This window comes from Methylobacterium sp. 88A, from assembly GCF_000376345.1.
Classification (GTDB): Bacteria; Pseudomonadota; Alphaproteobacteria; order Rhizobiales; family Beijerinckiaceae; genus Methylobacterium; species Methylobacterium bullatum.
In genome coordinates, this window is sequence record NZ_AQVT01000001.1 from 1,019,828 (window position 1) to 1,035,580 (window position 15,753).

General features: G+C 68.2%; 18 protein-coding genes. 8 read left to right on the forward strand and 10 right to left on the reverse strand.

The genetic code is table 11. From position 1 onward, the window contains the following. Positions 1-27: 27 nt before the first annotated feature. Positions 28-3,342, reverse strand: a complete 3,315-nt coding sequence (locus A3OM_RS0104785; RefSeq protein WP_018042590.1) for a hypothetical protein — start codon at positions 3,340-3,342, stop codon at positions 28-30. A gap of 438 nt (positions 3,343-3,780) precedes the next feature. Continuing rightward, on the reverse strand, positions 3,781-4,029 hold the full coding sequence (locus tag A3OM_RS0104790) for a hypothetical protein (RefSeq protein ID WP_018042591.1): 249 nt from the start codon (positions 4,027-4,029) through the stop codon (positions 3,781-3,783). A gap of 262 nt (positions 4,030-4,291) precedes the next feature. On the opposite strand from A3OM_RS0104790, the gene A3OM_RS0104795 reads away from it, so the two are divergent. The 4 genes from A3OM_RS0104795 (at position 4,292) to A3OM_RS0104815 (ending at position 6,277) form a co-directional block, all read left to right on the forward strand. Continuing rightward, positions 4,292-4,735: a DMT family transporter gene (locus tag A3OM_RS0104795; protein WP_018042592.1), complete on the forward strand. Its 444-nt coding sequence runs from the start codon at positions 4,292-4,294 to the stop codon at positions 4,733-4,735. 65 nt (positions 4,736-4,800) lie between these two features. Continuing rightward, the gene (locus tag A3OM_RS26525; protein ID WP_018042593.1) at positions 4,801-4,926 is read left to right on the forward strand and encodes a hypothetical protein; all 126 of its coding nucleotides are present in this window, start codon (positions 4,801-4,803) and stop codon (positions 4,924-4,926) included. Next, a complete protein-coding gene (locus A3OM_RS0104805) occupies positions 4,926-5,138 on the forward strand; it encodes a hypothetical protein (RefSeq protein WP_026175717.1) in 213 nt (70 codons plus the stop codon). Before A3OM_RS26525 ends, A3OM_RS0104805 begins: the two co-directional genes overlap by 1 nt. 623 nt (positions 5,139-5,761) lie before the next feature. Continuing rightward, positions 5,762-6,277 (forward strand): hypothetical protein, encoded by a 516-nt coding sequence (locus A3OM_RS0104815; protein WP_018042596.1) that lies wholly within the window; start codon positions 5,762-5,764, stop codon positions 6,275-6,277. Positions 6,278-6,346: 69 nt separating this feature from the next. On the opposite strand, the gene A3OM_RS0104820 is transcribed toward A3OM_RS0104815, so the two are convergent. The 6 genes from A3OM_RS0104820 to fliL form a co-directional block, all read right to left on the reverse strand. Then, positions 6,347-6,721, reverse strand: coding sequence for a hypothetical protein (locus A3OM_RS0104820; RefSeq protein ID WP_018042597.1), 375 nt, complete (start codon positions 6,719-6,721; stop codon positions 6,347-6,349). A gap of 47 nt (positions 6,722-6,768) precedes the next feature. Further along, complete coding sequence (locus A3OM_RS0104825; protein WP_085984246.1) at positions 6,769-7,440, reverse strand: invasion associated locus B family protein; 672 nt, start codon at positions 7,438-7,440, stop codon at positions 6,769-6,771. Positions 7,441-7,609: 169 nt separating this feature from the next. Next, a complete protein-coding gene (locus A3OM_RS0104830) occupies positions 7,610-8,458 on the reverse strand; it encodes a hypothetical protein (RefSeq protein ID WP_018042599.1) in 849 nt (282 codons plus the stop codon). Beyond that, positions 8,455-8,970, reverse strand: a complete 516-nt coding sequence (locus tag A3OM_RS0104835) for a DUF6468 domain-containing protein (protein ID WP_018042600.1) — start codon at positions 8,968-8,970, stop codon at positions 8,455-8,457. Before A3OM_RS0104835 ends, A3OM_RS0104830 begins: the two co-directional genes overlap by 4 nt. Before the next feature lie 7 nt (positions 8,971-8,977). Then, positions 8,978-10,195 (reverse strand): flagellar motor switch protein FliM, encoded by a 1,218-nt coding sequence (fliM, locus tag A3OM_RS0104840; RefSeq protein ID WP_018042601.1) that lies wholly within the window; start codon positions 10,193-10,195, stop codon positions 8,978-8,980. 23 nt (positions 10,196-10,218) lie between these two features. After that, positions 10,219-10,716 (reverse strand): flagellar basal body-associated protein FliL, encoded by a 498-nt coding sequence (gene fliL / locus A3OM_RS0104845; RefSeq protein WP_018042602.1) that lies wholly within the window; start codon positions 10,714-10,716, stop codon positions 10,219-10,221. Positions 10,717-10,989: 273 nt separating this feature from the next. Here fliL and flgF point away from each other — a divergent pair, with 273 nt between their 5' ends. From flgF to flgH, 4 genes are all read left to right on the forward strand, one after another. Then, complete coding sequence (gene flgF / locus A3OM_RS0104850) at positions 10,990-11,730, forward strand: flagellar basal-body rod protein FlgF (protein WP_018042603.1); 741 nt, start codon at positions 10,990-10,992, stop codon at positions 11,728-11,730. A 12-nt stretch (positions 11,731-11,742) separates the two neighbouring features. Beyond that, the gene (gene flgG, locus A3OM_RS0104855; RefSeq protein ID WP_018042604.1) at positions 11,743-12,534 is read left to right on the forward strand and encodes a flagellar basal-body rod protein FlgG; all 792 of its coding nucleotides are present in this window, start codon (positions 11,743-11,745) and stop codon (positions 12,532-12,534) included. A gap of 67 nt (positions 12,535-12,601) precedes the next feature. After that, complete coding sequence (flgA, locus tag A3OM_RS0104860) at positions 12,602-13,651, forward strand: flagellar basal body P-ring formation chaperone FlgA (protein WP_018042605.1); 1,050 nt, start codon at positions 12,602-12,604, stop codon at positions 13,649-13,651. Between the two features lie 65 nt (positions 13,652-13,716). Then, positions 13,717-14,469: a flagellar basal body L-ring protein FlgH gene (flgH, locus tag A3OM_RS0104865; RefSeq protein WP_026175719.1), complete on the forward strand. Its 753-nt coding sequence runs from the start codon at positions 13,717-13,719 to the stop codon at positions 14,467-14,469. Positions 14,470-14,747: 278 nt separating this feature from the next. Here flgH and A3OM_RS26065 read toward each other — a convergent pair whose 3' ends face one another. Continuing rightward, on the reverse strand, positions 14,748-14,924 hold the full coding sequence (locus A3OM_RS26065; RefSeq protein ID WP_018042607.1) for a hypothetical protein: 177 nt from the start codon (positions 14,922-14,924) through the stop codon (positions 14,748-14,750). Positions 14,925-15,130: 206 nt separating this feature from the next. Then, positions 15,131-15,550, reverse strand: a complete 420-nt coding sequence (gene dksA, locus A3OM_RS0104875; RefSeq protein WP_018042608.1) for an RNA polymerase-binding protein DksA — start codon at positions 15,548-15,550, stop codon at positions 15,131-15,133. Between the last annotated feature and the right edge of the window lie 203 nt (positions 15,551-15,753).

Consider the following 15,753-nt stretch of genomic DNA (forward strand, 5'->3'; position numbering starts at 1 on the left):
CCTCATCCCGGCGTGGAGAGGCGGGCCTCAGCCCTTCGGTGAGGGCTCGCCGCCCTGCGCGTCGGCCTGCTCGCCACCGGCATTGGCCGGTTGTGGCACCGACATCTCCGGGTAGCGCTTGCGATATTCCTTCAGGAAAGCCTGGAGGGTCTCCGCCTTGGTGGCCCGCTGCGCGATCTCGCGGAAAGCCTGGCTCCGCACCACGTTCGGCTGGGTGAGCAGGGCGAAGGTGCGGGCGTCGGCGCTCTCGGCCATGGGCTCGGCGAACTTCGCCCTCAGGCGCTCCAGCCCGAGGGACTCGTTCGACAGGCCGTAGGCGATGGCCGAGCGGACGATGTCGGAGCGCATGGCATCGTCGAGGGGTTTGCGCAGGCGCCAGGCCTCGCCGACCATGGCCTCGTGCGCCTCGCCCGCCTCGCGCCAGCGTCGGCCGCTCCAGAGAATGTCCGCGCGCAGCCGCTCCACGTCGGCGCCGGTCTCCGCCTCGATGGTCTCCAGGGCAAGATCGGTGCGCGACAGGTCGGACAGGGCGCGCGCCCGGATGAGCGCGCGGGCACGGCGCAGATCCTCGGGCAATTCGGGCTGATAGGTGGCGTCGATGACCTGGAGCGCCTGGAGCGGCTTCTCGTCCATCATCCGGATGGTCGCCAGCCGCGCGGCGACGCTGGCGCGGGCCGGGCCGGTGAGACGGTGATCGACCTGATGCTGCAGCAGTTCACCCGCCGAATCGAGCAGGTCGAGTTCCACCAGCTTGTCGGCGAGGCGACGCACGATCTCGTCGCCGCGCCGGCCGATCGGCGCGAAATCCTTGAAATCGAAATACAGCGCCAGCGCCTCCACGCCGGACATCCGCGCCCCCTTCTCGGTGAGGAAGAGGTCGTCGAACAGGTCCTGGGCACTGTCGTGGAGCTCGCGGCTGATCGCCGATCCGGGCGCCAGCGCATCCGCCTTGCGCGAGGCGGCGAAAGCCTGGCGCCAGCGCCCGGCTTCCATGTTCAGCTTGGAGAGCCCTGCGATCGTCCTCTGCTCGATCTCGTCGCCATGCCAGGTGAGAAGAAGCGTTTCCAGCCGTTCGATGGCCTCGGCTACCGGCATCTTGCCGAGGGCATGGGCGAGGACGGTGCCGCGCAGGGTCGCCACGGCGGCGGTCGGCCGGTCCGCCGTGTCGGACAATCGCTGATAGGTATCGAGCGCCGCGCTCGTCTGGCCCGTCACCTCGTCGATCCGCGCACGCAGGAAAGCCAGGCGGTCCGAGACCGAGCGGTCGGACGCGCGCGCCTGCGCGGTGGTGATCTGCTGGCTCGCGGTGGTCCAGTCGCCGGTCTCGATGGCGGCCTCCGCCGCAACCGAACGAAGCAGGCTCTGCAGGTCGTCGGGATAGCGCTCGATGATGCCCGCCGTGTCCCGGAACGCCGTATCGGCGATGGGCCAGCGCCCCGCCTTGGCATCGAGATAGCCCTTCCACAGCCGCGCCTCCGGGTCGGCCCGCAGGTATTCGGAGTCGAGGGCCTTCCGCGCATCGGCGTAACGGGCCATCTGCGCGTTCGCTACGGCGGTGAGGATGGCGAGTTCGCGCTGTCCGGCCATCACCGGATCTTCGCTGGCCGCCACCTGAAGGACGCCGAGGGCTTCCAGGCCGAGCCCGTTGGCGAGCATGCTCCGCGCCAGGGCCAGCCTCAGCGGCCCGCGCGCCGGGCGCGGCGCGTCGACCACGGCGTTCAACTGCTCCCGCAGGTTCTCGCCGATATTGCCGCTCCGCGCCGCGTCCCAGGGCTGGCGCTCGATGGCGAGGTCGCTCACGGCGGTGAGGGCCGGTTCGGCCGGGCGCGCGACCCCCGAGACCGCCATGCCGCCTTCGCGGGCGATCACGACGCCGTCCATGTCCGGCCGTACGAGGAGATCGTCGGCCTTGGCGAGGACGGCCACGCCCTGGCGGCTCGGCAGCAGCTCGAAATCCACAAAGGCCTGCCGCTTGGGGATGCCGGCGGGTTTCGGGCCATAGCCGGTCACCACGCCGATCCGCTCGCCGCCCCGCTCGATCCAGGTCGCCCCGCCGGGGTGGGGCAGGCGGATGCCGATGCCGATGCGGCCGCTCGCTTCCGTGTTGCGGATCGCGGACAGCGTTTCGCTCGCCGACAGGTTCTCACCGGCGACGAGTTCCCAGCCGGTGGGCGCATCCGCATCGCCGATGGGGACGAGATCGAGGAGCCGCTCGCGGGGAACCTTGAAGCTCAGGGAGACGAAGGCACCCTGCCGCCGGGGCTGACTGACGAGATCGAAGACCGGATCTCCGGGGGGGACGGCGACCGTCTCGGGCGTCTCGAACACCAGGGTGGCGATGCCGGCCCGCTCGAAAAGGGCCGCCGCCGGTTGGCGCTGGAACGGGAAGGCGAGGCCGGGTCCGGCCGGGCGCAGGACGACGGTCTTCTGCGGGAGAGTGGGCGCCGGGATGCCGGCCGGTCTGGCCTGCGCGGCGCTCACCGGCGCCATCGCGGGTTTGGACGATGCGTCCCCCGCCGCGGCCTTCGCGTCCGCCGCGGATGGCTTGATATCCGAAGCTTTGGCATCCGGGGGCGCGGCCTTGCGGACGACGTCCAGCGTCACGCCGTCCTCGTCCCGTCCGGTCCGGATCTCGTAGCCGGCGGCGGGCGTCACCAGCAGGCGGCCGCCGTCACCGTCGTTCTCGACGCTCAAGGCCTCAATGGCGGGCTTCGTGCGCCCACGGGGCGCGAGGTCGTCGATGCGCCAGGGACCGGGAATCGTCAGCCGCGTCGCCAATCCGGCCTCGTCGAACCGCGCGGTCGTCTCCGGTGCGAGCCGCAGGCTGAGCCGGGTCAGGGTCGGCAGGCGCGAGAGTTCGAGGGGCAGGCGCTTGGGCTCGATAACGGGCTTGGCCGCGCGCATGGCGGCTTCCGCGATCTGTGCCCGGCGGACGAGTTCGGCCACGATCTCAGGCGGCAGCGGAGGGGGGAGCCCGGACCAGTCTTCGGGCAGCAGGTCCACGAAGACGTGTTCGCCCGCCGTCTGGACGTTGAGGCGATACGGCTTCTGCAGGGCGATGCGCAGGCCGGTCCCGTCGGGGTCCCGCCGGACCATGGTGACGAAATCGGGGATCTCGCCCGCGATCTTCTCGGGCGCCGAGGTGCTGGGCTCACCGAAATTCACCAGCAGGACGAGGCCGGAGATCCGAGCCTTCACCGGTACCGCCGAATCGAACGTCATGGCGATCCGGGCGTAGCGCCCGACCTGGTTCGCCTTCAGGGTGAGGAGGCGTGCCGCCTCGGCCTCGCTGCCCGAGACCAGCGTCCCGCCGAGGATCGAGGTCGCGACGAAGCCCGCCATGAGCCGGCGCCGTCGTCTCGCGATTTCGGCCCCCATTCCCATCGAAGGTCACGCCACACCGGATTGCGCGGAGAATCCGAAACCGATTCCCGCGACACGCTACACCGCCGGCGAGTCTCCACTGTCGAGGCTAACGCCCGCCTAACGCCCACTCGGCGCGATGTCTCGAAACTGCGCGCCCCCTGGATTCCCCCCGGAAAGACAGCCTTCCGCCGATGTCCGATCAAAAAAACCCCGCGCCGGCTTTCGCCGGGCGGGGAGGTGTTCAGAAGGACCTTCCTTGGGAGGAAGGCCGCAACGTTACCATGTGACATCCCACATTTGCCACATCGGAAGACGGGCATGTCCACCGCCGAGGCGGCTCGCGCGTCGATGCCGCGGGCCGAGTCGAGGCCGGCCCGTCCGACGCCGGGCGGCGAACGAGGAGGCGGTTCCGGTCTACATCCCGCCGGTACCGCCGCTGCCGCCACCGGCGCTTCCGGCCCCGGACCGGCGCGAGGGCTGGCTGGAATTGCCGCTCGCTGCGGAACTGTCCCGCCCGCGACGGCCGCCGGTGTTGTTCGAGAGGCTATGGGTTCCAAATCCGCGCTTGGAATGGCGCGAGCGCGCATCGGCGGAGGTCGTCATCTGCGCGAGGGCGAGCGACGAGACGGCGAGCGCGCAAAAGGTGAGGGCCAAGGTCTTCATGAATTCTCCTGTCGATCCGGTGGGCCAACGCCAGAACGGCCCGGAATATCCATGACGGGAGAACGAAGATCGCGACGGTAAAGACCCCGCCCGGCGCGAACCGGACGGGGGGAAGTCGGACAATCCCCCTCGGGGCGGAGGGTATGGGATAGACGCCCGACCACGGCCAAATCATCCCCGAAACGGGCAGGCCGCAGATGTCGCACCACCCCCGGCCCTGGCCGCCCTACATGAAGGCGTTCATCGACGGAGCCGGAAACCCATGTGGTATCTGTACGGCGCCGTTCTTCTCGCGGGCATCGCGAACGCCGTGCAGGCGGGACAGAACGGCGCTCTGGCCAAGAGCCTCGGCGGATCCCTGAGCGCCGGCCTCGTCGTCGCGGCGGGAACGGCCGCCTGCATCACGCTCGCCGGCCTCGTCTCGGGCAAGCTGACCCTGCCGTCCGCCGCACAGGTCCTGGACGTGCCCTGGTGGGCTTGGTTCGGCGGCGTGCTCGGGGGCGGCATCGTCGTCGCGCAGCTCATGGTGGCCCGCCGGATCGGGGCGGCCCCGTTCCTCGGAATGCTCGTGACGGCGGGCGTCGTCACCTCGATCCTGCTCGATCATTTCGGCTGGATCGGTTTCGAACGCCACCCGGCGACCCTGTGGCGGATCGCAGGCGGTCTGCTGATGATCGCAGGCGTCGCCCTCGTGGCGACTTTCTAGTCCGCCGGGCTGAACCGTTTCCACGGTGTCCGCCGTTATAGCGCTACTCTCAACCAGGAAGACCCATGCACCGTTACTTCCCCGTCCTCATCGCCGTCGTCGCGATCCTCGCAGTCGGGATCCTGTATGCCTTCGTCCGCAACGGCGACACGGCGCATACCGCCCCCGTCCAGCAGACGGCTCCCCGCTGATGCGACGCCTGATGCCCCTGGTCCTGCTGGGTCTCGTCGCGATCCTCGCGGTGATCTGGGTGGGCGTCTGGAATTTCGAGGCGCTTCGCACCGAACGGGCCGAGAATGGCGGAGCCCCCGCCGTCCCGGCCTGCGATCCGAACAACACGGTCGGCAAGGCGATCCTGCCGAACTGCCCCGACGCGTCCATCACCGCGACGCAGAAGCGCTGACGCCCGCGCGTCCCTCGGACCGGTTCTGTCGAATCGGGCGCATTCCCGATCCCTGTGAGTGTTCCGAAGCCTGTTTGAGGTGTGTTTCCAAAGCTCTACCTCATCCTGAGGTGTCGCGCAGCGGCCTCGAAGGAGGCTTCCAGCCGGAATCGAGGGATCTAGAGGCCTCCTTCGAGACCGCCGCCATGCGGCGGCACCTCAGGATGAGGAGGTCCGATCGGAGGATCGACTTTTGCATATGATCGACTCTGGCGTGAGCATCCGCTGAGAGAAATCCGATCAGGGATTTTTAGCAGGATGATTTGAGCGGCGAAGGAAGCGTCGCGCAACGGAGGAACGCAGGGGTGTTGACAGCCGTTAACAAGCGCCTACATTGGCATGGCTGATGGGAGCAAGACCCCGTCACCCGAACAAGGAGATAGAAGCCGCCGTCGATGCCGCGATAAGGGCGGGCTGGTCCTGGACCCCTGTGTCCGGTCACGCCTGGGGCCGGCTATGGTGCCCACATCATGATCGCGACGGGTGTCGTATCTCGGTCTGGTCCACTCCAAGGCACCCGATTGCGCACGCGAACGACATCGCGCGTGCAGTGGCGCGCTGTCATCACTGCATCGAGGGGCCTGATGATGAAGGCGTTTAGGTTCACGATCATAGCATCTGGGCTGGATCCCTTCGCCGACGATTTCGAGCATCGTTTCTGCGAAGCCGGCTGCGACGACGCGACCATCTCTCTGCAGAAGGGCGTCATTCTTCTGGATTTTACGCGGGACAGTGAATCCTTCGAAGGCGCAGTCACGAGTGCCGTGTCGGATATCGAAGGTGCTGGCGCTCGGATCGTACGGATCGAGCCCGATCACCTCGTCAGTTTAGCCGATATCGCAAAGCGTTCGGGACTGACGAAAGCGGCGGTTTCTCTCTACGCGAAAGGAGAGCGGGGGGAGAATTTTCCAAGACCCGTTGCTTGCCTCACATCCAGCCACGCTCTTTGGGACTGGGCCGATGTAGCATCCTGGCTTTATGAGAGAGGCACCGTCACGGAGGAAGTCCGCGCACAGGCGCACTTCGTAAGATCAGCAAATTACGACATCGTCAGTCGAAATTTGCGCGAGCAGTCATCCATCTCCGATCGCGCGTCATAGCCGCATGGACGACCGGCATGACGACGCCGGTCACGCCCCGATATCAAGTCCGGAGACCACCCGACCCCGTCATTTCTTGACGACGAGCCCCGGGATGATCGTGCCGGTCTCGCCGAAATTGGCGACGGCCTTGGCGCAATTGGCCGGCACATCCTTGCCGTAGACATCGGCATAGGCTTTGACCCGCAGGATCAGCTCGCCGCCCGCCAGGGCATCCGGCTCGATGCCGAGGCCGCGCACCACCGTCTTGAACGTCTCGTAGTTCGGCTTCGATTCGGGGCAGGAGGCCGAGACGAACTGGAGCAGCCCGGCGAGCTTGGCGGCGGTGTTCTTCTGCCGCTCCTCCTTGGTGTCCGGCGGCGGAGGCGCATCCGGCGCGGGCTGGGCGGCAAGAGGAACCGTCAGGGTCCCCAACAAGAGCGAGGCGAGCACGATCTGCTTCATGGGTGGCGTGTTCCTACCTGTCTGTCCCGTCGCCCGACTGTTTGCCGTCAGTGCGAGAGTGCGCTGGCCCTCGCGAGGGCGGCACCGAAGCCGTTGAGCGGCACGGTGATCGTCGTGGGTTCGGTGGCGTCCTGCTTCGGGGCGAGAATGAGCAGGTTCTTGGCGGTCTTCATCGTGTCGGTTGCCAGGGTCGGCAGGCTTACCGGCACGAGGCAGCCTTCCGAACTGCAGGTGTAGTAGGGCGCGCCCTTGCCGAGAACCGCGTCGTCGATCTTGAAGCTCAACCCGGCCTCGATCTGGAACCCGAACGGCATCAGGATCAGCCCGTCGGTGCGATCGTTCGCGGGCGGCTTCAACTCGATGGCGAATTCGCGGCGGTTCTCGCGCTTCGAGCCCTGGGCCTGCACGACCGAGCAGATCGAAACCTGGTTCTCGCGGGAGCAATTGATGCTCCAATCGCCATAGCTCTCGCTCAGCGCACTGGCGCCTTCCGGCCAGATCGCCTTGGCCGGGGCTACGGCGGCGGGCGCAGCGGCGACCGGGGCGGGGGCTTTCGGAGCGGGCTTCGGCTTCGGCTTGGGTTTGGGCTTCGCCGGCGCGTCGGAGGGGGCCGGTGCGTCCTGCTCCGGCGCGGCCTCCTGCGCCGAAGCGCCGTTCCAGGCGGTGATCGCGGTGAACGACATCACGCCGACCACGGGCAAAACATGTCTCCAACGCATCGAGCGGGCATCCGGCATTCGAACGAAATCAGACCTGCCGCCTAGCCCTCCCGGCCCGCGAGCGCAATGGACCCGCCGGCATCGCGATTCGTCGCCCACCGGCAATCCGACCCGGTCGTCCTTGCCGAATTTGCCCGCGAACCCCGTCTACCCCGCTCGACCGTCCGGGTCAGCGACGCCTGTCCTGGCCGCCCTGGTCGATGGCCGGCAGCTCGTTGGGGCCGAGCCCCATGACGACGGGCTGCTGCGTCGGCGTCTGGCCGCGCGCGCGGTTGGCGAGCGCCACGGTGAGCTTCTCGGCGGGTTCCGACTGCATCAGCGCCAGCACGTCGGCCATCTTGCGCGGGTTCATCGCCAGGACGATGGGCACCAGCACGTCGAGGGAGAGGCGATCGAAGACGCGGGCGGCGTCCTTCGGCTTCATCGTCTCGTACATGGTGACGATGTTCTTCAGGCCCATCCTCTCGGCCTCGGCCTGCTGCGCGGCGGCGCCGTCGGGCCTGTCCTCGTTGCGCTTGAGATCCTTGACGCCCTCTTCGAGCTTGCGCTCGGCGGTTCCGAGCATCTGCTCGCGCAGGCTCAGGGTCTCGTCGCGCTGCTTGAGGGCATCGCGACGGGCCGAGAGCTTTTCGAGGATGGCGCGCTCGCTGGCCGGCATCGGCTCCGGGGGAGGCGGGGGGCGCGGCGCGGGCGGCTCCGGTTCGGCCGCGGGCTTTTCCGGTTCCTTGGGCGTCACGGACCCGGTGGTCTGAGGGTCCGGCAGTTCGTAATTGGTCCGGGCCTTGGCGAGGACCCGCGCGAACTCCGGCAGCTGCGCGTCGGCCGATGCCGGGCTCGGCCCCAGATCGTCGACGGCGATGGCGCCGAGCTTGAGCACGAGGAGGCCCACGGCCGCCAGCGTCACCGCATCGATCAGCCGCAGCTTGTAGGGACGCGCCTGTGCGGCGCCGGGCCGGCCGGTGCGGAGCTTTCCCAGGCGGGTCTGTCCCGCGCGGACGAGGGAGCGGGGCGTCGTCATGCGGCGCGGCTCCGCAGGCGGCCGAGCGCCCGCTCGGACATGGCGAGGGCGGCGGCAGCGGCGGCGCCGAGGCGCTCACCGTTGGGGCTCGACGGCGCAGCCTTCGTGTCCCCGGCCTCCACCGGCGCGGCGCGGATCTCTGAGGGGCGGATCTCGACGGGGGGCACCACGGCCACCCGCGAGGGCTGCGAATGGGAGACGATGGCGGAGATGCGGGCGATCACGGTCTCGCCGGCCTGGACGTGAGCGGAGAGGTCGGCGGCGTAGCGCTCCGCCGTGCCGAGGCGGTCGGCCAGGGTCCGGTCGCACTCGTCGAGGGTGGCGCGCAGGCCGATGATCGCCCGCTCGGCGGTGGAGCTCGCCACCACGAGATCGCCGATGGTCTGGCGCAGGGCCGCCTCGTCGGCCTTCATCCGGGTGATGCGCCGGCTGAGGCGCACCGACGAGACGATGCTGGCCACGAGGAGGATGGCGACGAGGACGTCGGCGGCGAGGGTGACGAGGAGGCTCATGCGCGGGTCACCCGTCGTTGCGGTTGTTCATGGAGGCCTCGAAGGCCTGGAACGTGGTGCGCGAGCGCCGGAGCGGCCGCGTGAGTTGCACCGAGATGTTGTCGTCGACACGGCCGATGCGCCCCTGCGTCAGGGCCCAGTCGCCGCAGCGGACGTTGACGAGGTCGGTGGGCTTGGTGTCGAACATCAGCGTGTCGCCGACCTTCAGGGACAGCACCTTCTTCAGGGGCAGCATCATCTCGTGGAGGACCGCCTCCATGGTGGCGTCGGCCTGCCAGATCTCGGTGGCGAGGTGGCTTTCCCAGGTGTGGTCGCGGCCGAGCTTCTCGCCCATGAAGCTCTGCATGAGCAGTTCACGGATCGGCTCGATGGTGGCGTAGGGAAACAGGATCTGGAGCTGGCCGCCGCGGCCGTCCATGTCGAGCTTCAGGGTGATCAGGATGGCGGCGTTGGCCGGGCGGGTAATCGTGGCGAAGCGCGGGTTGGTCTCGATCCGGTCGATGCCGAAGCGCACCGGGGAGAGCGGCTGGAACGAGAGTTCGAGATCGCTGAGGATGATCTCCACGAGGCGCCGCACCAGCTGCATCTCGATGGTCGTGAACGGACGCCCGTCGAGCCGGGTCGCCGAGCCGCCGCGCTTGCCGCCCAGCAGCAGGTCGAGGGTCGAGTAGGCCAGGTTCGATTCCACCGTGACGAGGCCGGAATTCTCCCAGGCATCGGCCCGGAAGACCCCGAGCAGGGTCGGCAGCGGAATGGCGTTGAGATAATCGCCGAAGCGGACCGAGGTGATGTTGTCGAGGGTGACCTCGACGTTGTCCTGGAAGAAGTTGCGCAGGCTGGTCGACAACAACCGGATCATCCGGTCGAAGACGATTTCCAGCATCGGCAGGCGTTCGTACTGGACGACGCCCGAATCCACGATGGCGCGGACACCGCCGGCGCCCGAGGCCGACAATTCGCGCAAGGAGAAGCCGAGGACGCCGTCGATCTCGTCCTGGTTCAGGATGCGGTCGTTGCCGGCGAGTTCGGGGAGATTGTCGGTCTCCCCGTCCTCGATCATCGTCGCCCATTCGGCGGCGACGTCGCTGGCATGCGTGCTCGTGCCCTGCTCGGCCAGCGCCGCGCCCCACTCGTCGGCCAGCGAGGTCTCGCCGCCTTCGGCGTTCTGCGCGATCAGGGCGGCTGCCCAATCGTCCTCTTCGACCTCGTCTTCGGGACCTGCCATGACCGTCTCGACACCGATGGGGGTTACTGGACGATCACGTCCTTGAAGAGCACGGCCTCGGCCCGTGCCGGATGGATCGCGACGTTGACCCGGCGGAGCAGTTCCTCGCGGAGCCGGTACAATCCGGCCGAGCCGGCGAGGTCGCTCGGGCGCAACTCGCGCATGTAGACCTGGAAGGTGTCCTCGATGCGCGGCATCAGCGGCTTCACCTCGCCCTCCACCTTGGCGTCCTTGAGTTCGAGGGAGACCTTCACCTTGGCCGTGCGCGGCTTGTCCTGGCCGGGCTCGTTGGCGAGGTTGACCACCATCTCGCGCACTTCGAGGAAGACCAGGGGCTTCTTCACCTCCACGGCGGCGTGATCGTCGCCGCCCTTCTTCTTCATCATGAAGAACCCGCCGCCGCCGGCCAGCAGCAGCACCGCCGCGCCGATCATGATGATCTTCTTCTTCCCGCCTTTAGGGGCTTCGCCTCCGGCGTCCTCCCCGTCCGCGGCGGGGGCCGTCTTGGGCTTCTTGGCCATGGATCGCCCCCATCGAATCTCGTCCCAGGGTGCGACCGGCGCTGAGCCCCCGCGACCCCGTGGAGGGATCTATCCAAGGTTACGGTTAACGTCTCGTTAAGGCGGCAAAACCTGCCGGGTGGTTCTTGCCGCGGGGATGCGGCGGGAGGACGGTGCGATCGACCTCTCTTCGCCACAAGAGATTGATATCACTTATCTTTTTAGATTTTTTGGAGATGGCACGGGCCGTGCGGGTAACCTTAACGTCGCCGCAGCCCAAGGCTTATTCGATCCATGCAGAACGCGCTGTTTGTCGGAGTCTCCAGTCAGGTCGCCCTGCAGCGTGAGCTCGACGTGATCGCCAACAACATGGCGAACGTCTCCACCACGGGCTTCAAGGGCCGCAGCTCGCGGTTCCAGGAATACCTGATGCCGGTGGCGAGCGCCGACTCGTTCCATCGGCCAGACCGCCGCGTCTCCTACGTCATCGACCAGGGCACGGCCCTCGACCTCGCCCAGGGACCGATCGAGCAGACGGGCAATCCGCTTCACGTCGCGGTGCGCGGCGAGGCCTTCCTCGTGGTCCGCACCCCGAACGGCGACCGCTACACCCGCAACGGCGCGTTCGAGACCGACCCCCAGGGCAATCTCGTCACCAGCGACGGCTACGCCGTGCAGGGCGAGGGCGGCCCGATCCAGATCAACGCCCAGGAGACCGGCCTCTCCATCGGGCCGGACGGCACGGTCTCCACCAATCTCGGCATCCGCGGTCGCGTGCGGATGGTGACCTTCGCCAACCCGCAGGCGCTCACCAACGAGGGCGCCAACCTCTACGGGTCGGCGGCGGCTCCGGTGGCCGCCGGCATCAACGGCCGCCTCGAATCGGGTGCCCTCGAACGCTCCAACGTCAAGCCGGTCATCGAGATGACCCGGCTGATGGACGTGAACCGCACCTACACCATGGTCTCGGGCGTGATCTCGCGCCTGGACGAGTTGCGGGGCACGGCGATCCGCCGCCTCGCCGACGTCGCGTAAGGAACCCAGGCGATGCGCGCCCTCTACGCAGCCGCCACGGGCATGGCGGCCCAGGAACTCAACGTCCAGGTCATCTCGAACAACATCGCGAACCTGCGCACCACCGGCTACAAGCGCCAGACGGCCCATTTCCAGGATCTTCTCTACCAGAACCTGCGCCGGGCCGGCTCGTCCACCTCGGACCAGAACACGCAGCTTCCCGCCGGCCTCGCCCTCGGATCGGGCGTGAAGACGACCTCCACCGCGCGGACCATGTCGCAGGGGCCGCTCGCCTCGACGGAGAAGGAATACGACGTCGCCATCCGCGGCGAGGGCCTGTTCCGGGTGACCATGCCCGACGGCCGCACCGCCTATAGCCGCGACGGCTCGTTCGATCTCTCGGCCCAGGGCCAGCTCGTCACCCGCGACGGCTATCTCGTGGACCCGGGCATCACGGTGCCCAACAACGCCACCAGCGTCACGATCAGCGCGCAGGGCTCGATCCAGGCGACGGTGCCGGGGCAGACCGCGCCGCAGAATCTCGGCCAGTTCCAGCTCGCCCGCTTCGTCAACAAGGTCGGCCTCGAATCCATCGGCGACAACCTGTTCGTCGAGACCGCCGCCTCCGGCCCGGCCATCAACGGCCTGCCGGGCTCGGAGGGCTTCGGCAACCTGCAGCAGAGCTATCTCGAAGAGGCGAACGTCAACGCCGTCACCGAGATCTCGTCGCTGATCGCGGCGCAGCGTGCCTACGAGATGAATTCGAAGGTCGTCACGGCGGCCGACCAGATGCTCTCCACGACCTCGCAGATGTTCCGCGCCTGACGGTTCGTCCGGCCTGACCGTCCCGCTTCGCCTCTCCGTTTCAGCCCGCCTCCGAAAGCGTCGCGCCATGTTCGCCCTGAGACAGATCCCCACCGCCCAGCCGCGCCGCGTCGGCACGCTCACGCCCGGCATCGTCGTGCGCACGTTCCTCGCGCTCGCGGCCCTCGGTTTCATGACGGTCCAGGTTCTCGCCGAGGAGCCCGGCCAGCGGCTGCGCCTGCGCGGCGACGTCACCGCGCGCGGCGATATCCTGACGCTGGGCGATCTGGTGGAAGGGGCGCCGGCGGATCTGGCGCGGCGCCCGCTGTTCCGCGCCCCGGCGCTCGGCGCGTCGGGGACGATCCAGGCCCGCCGCATCGCCGATGCGGTGGCCCCCCTCCGCCTCGGCGAGATCGAGACCGGCGGCCTGAACCAGGTCTCGGTGCAGCGCGCCGCCCGGCGCGTCGGCCCCACCGAGATCGAGGCCGCGATCAAGCGCGTGCTGGAGACGGCCTACGGCCTCGACCCGCGCAACCTCGCCCTCCGCCTCGACGGCGAGAACACCGTCCTGCTGGCGCCCCTCGACCTCGATGGCCAGGCGGCGGCCCTCGACGTCACCTACGATCCGCGCCTGAAGCGGGTCGCCGCCCTCATCACCCTGGGCGAGCGCCAGGCCTCCCTGCGGGTCGCCGGGCTGGTGCAGGAAATCCGGGAGGTCCAGATCCTCTCCCGCACGCTCAACCGCGGCGACACCGTGACCGCCGGCGACGTCACCGTCGAGCGCCGCCCCCGCGAGGCGACGCCCCCGGATGCCCAGGCCGGCTCGGTGGTCGCCGTCGGTCAGGTCGCCCAGCGCAGCCTGAGCGCCGGCTCCATCCTCCGCTCCGGTGACATCGCTCCGGCCGATCTCGTCCAGCGCGGCGAGGCCGTGACCATCGTGTTCGATTCGCCCGGCCTCAACCTCTCCCTGCGCGGACAGGCCAACGAGAACGGACGCCTGGGCGCGGCGATCACGGTGACCAATCCCGTCTCCAAGAAGACCCTCGCCGCCACCGTGATCGGCCCCGGCCGCGTCTCGGTCAGCTCCTCCGCCAGCATCGGCCGCCAGGCCAGTGCGGCGTTCGACGCCGGCCGCTGACACCGCCCCGATCCTCACGAGAAAAGCTGGCTCCCATGACCAACCGCTCCATGACCGTCCGTTCCATGCCCCTCATCAAGACGCCGCTCTCCCTCGCGGCGATCCTGGTGGCCTGCTCGGCCCTGGGCGCCTGCAACACGGTGGACCGGCTGTCGCAGGTCGGCGCCACCCCGGCGCTCTCCTCCATCGAGGACCCCACCTCGCAGCCGGGCTACCGCCCGGTGCGCCTGCCCATGCCGGACGTGCAACCCGTCTCCTACGCACCCAATTCGCTGTGGCGGACGGGATCGCGCGCCTTCTTCAAGGATCAGCGCGCCGCCCGGATCGGCGACCTCGTGACGATCAAGGTCAACGTCACCGACAGGGCCAACCTGAACAACGAGACGAAGCGCTCCCGCTCCAACGCGGAAGGCATGGGGCTCCCCAACGCGTTCGGGCTGGAGAGCAGCGCCGCCGTGGCCGCCGCCGGGATCAGCCCGGACAAGCTCCTCGCCGGGACGTCGACCTCGTCGAGCGATGGTTCGGGGTCGGTCCAGCGCAACGAGACGGTGACGACCAACATCGCCGCCATCGTCAATCAGGTCCTGCCCAACGGCAACCTCGTGGTGGAGGGCAAGCAGGAAATCCGCATCAACTTCGAGGTGCGCGAACTCATCGTCGCCGGCGTGGTGCGGCCGGAGGACATCGAATCCGACAACACGATCGATTCCTCCAAGATCGCCCAGGCCCGCATCGCCTATGGCGGCCGCGGCCAGATCACCGACGTGCAGCAGCCCCGCTACGGCCAGCAGCTCGTCGACATCCTGCTGCCGTTCTGAGGCTGAGCCAGTTCGCCCGAGCGGTCTTGGGTTCTGCGTCGTGGAACCTGCACATGCCGGGCTACGATAGTCACACATCTCGCGGGCCGCTCGGGTCCCCTCTCCTTGCAGGAGAGGAAGCGCGCCACGTCTCAGCTCGAACCGTCTTGGATAGAGGAACGGCCGTCGAAGAAAGGCGTGGACCCGGTGCCTTCCGAGCTAGGGAACGCGCGCGGCCCGCAAGACCGACGACGGTGCGTTAATAAATCTTGTCGACCAGCCCAGAGGGACCGTCCCGGTCAATGCTCGGTACCGGGCCGGTTGGGGCGCGGTGCGGTTCCGTGATTGTCGACGAAGGCCGAGCGTTCGGGGTCTTTCTTGAGTTTGGCGACGCGGGCGCGCTGCCACAACGCCACCCCGACGACGAGCGCGAAGGTTGCGAGGGCAAGCACGAGGATCAGAACTTCATTGTCCATGTCGGGATCCTTGATCGACGCGACGTCGTATCAGTAATCGTGACACCAGGACGAAGGTTCCGGGCGGGCAATTATCGTTTAAGGCCAAGCTTCTGTTGAATGCTCGGCGAGGTATTCAGGATCTAGAACTTCAGGGGCGACCGCCGAAACCTGTCACGACCACCGGCGGTCGCGACAGGTCCGTTCGATGGGCCACACCATCGACGCTACTCGTCGCGATAGACGCGCTCGCGCCGCTCGTGGCGCTCCTGCGCCTCCAGCGACAAGGTTGCGATGGGACGGGCGTCGAGGCGCTTCAGGGAGATCGGCTCGCCGGTCTCCTCGCAATATCCGTAGCTCCTGTCCTCGATCCGGGCCAATGCCGCGTCGATCTTGCCGGTGAGCTTGCGCTGGCGGTCGCGGGCCCGCAACTCGATGGCCCGGTCGGTCTCCGACGAGGCCCGGTCGGCCAGGTCGGGATGATTCTCGTTTTCGGTCTGAAGTGCCACGAGCGTATCCTGCGCTTCGCGCAGAATGTCGGCTTTCCATCCCACCAGCTTACGGCGGAAATACTCACGTTGCCGCTCGTTCATGAACGGCTCGTCCTCGGACGGCACGTAACCGTCGTCGATCTTGACTGTCGCCATCCTCGCCCCTTCGCAAGTCCGTCACAGCCGGTACGCGGCGATGTTTCGCGTGCCTATACTTGAGGGCGCCCGACACTACAACGCACCCGTTGGTCCTACCCCCCTCGGATTCGGTGTTGCGTGCCCCCTGCGACAAACACGCAACGGGTGCATCCGCCAGCCCCCCCCGTGACGAACGCGCCGCCCTTGGCCTTCGGGCGGAA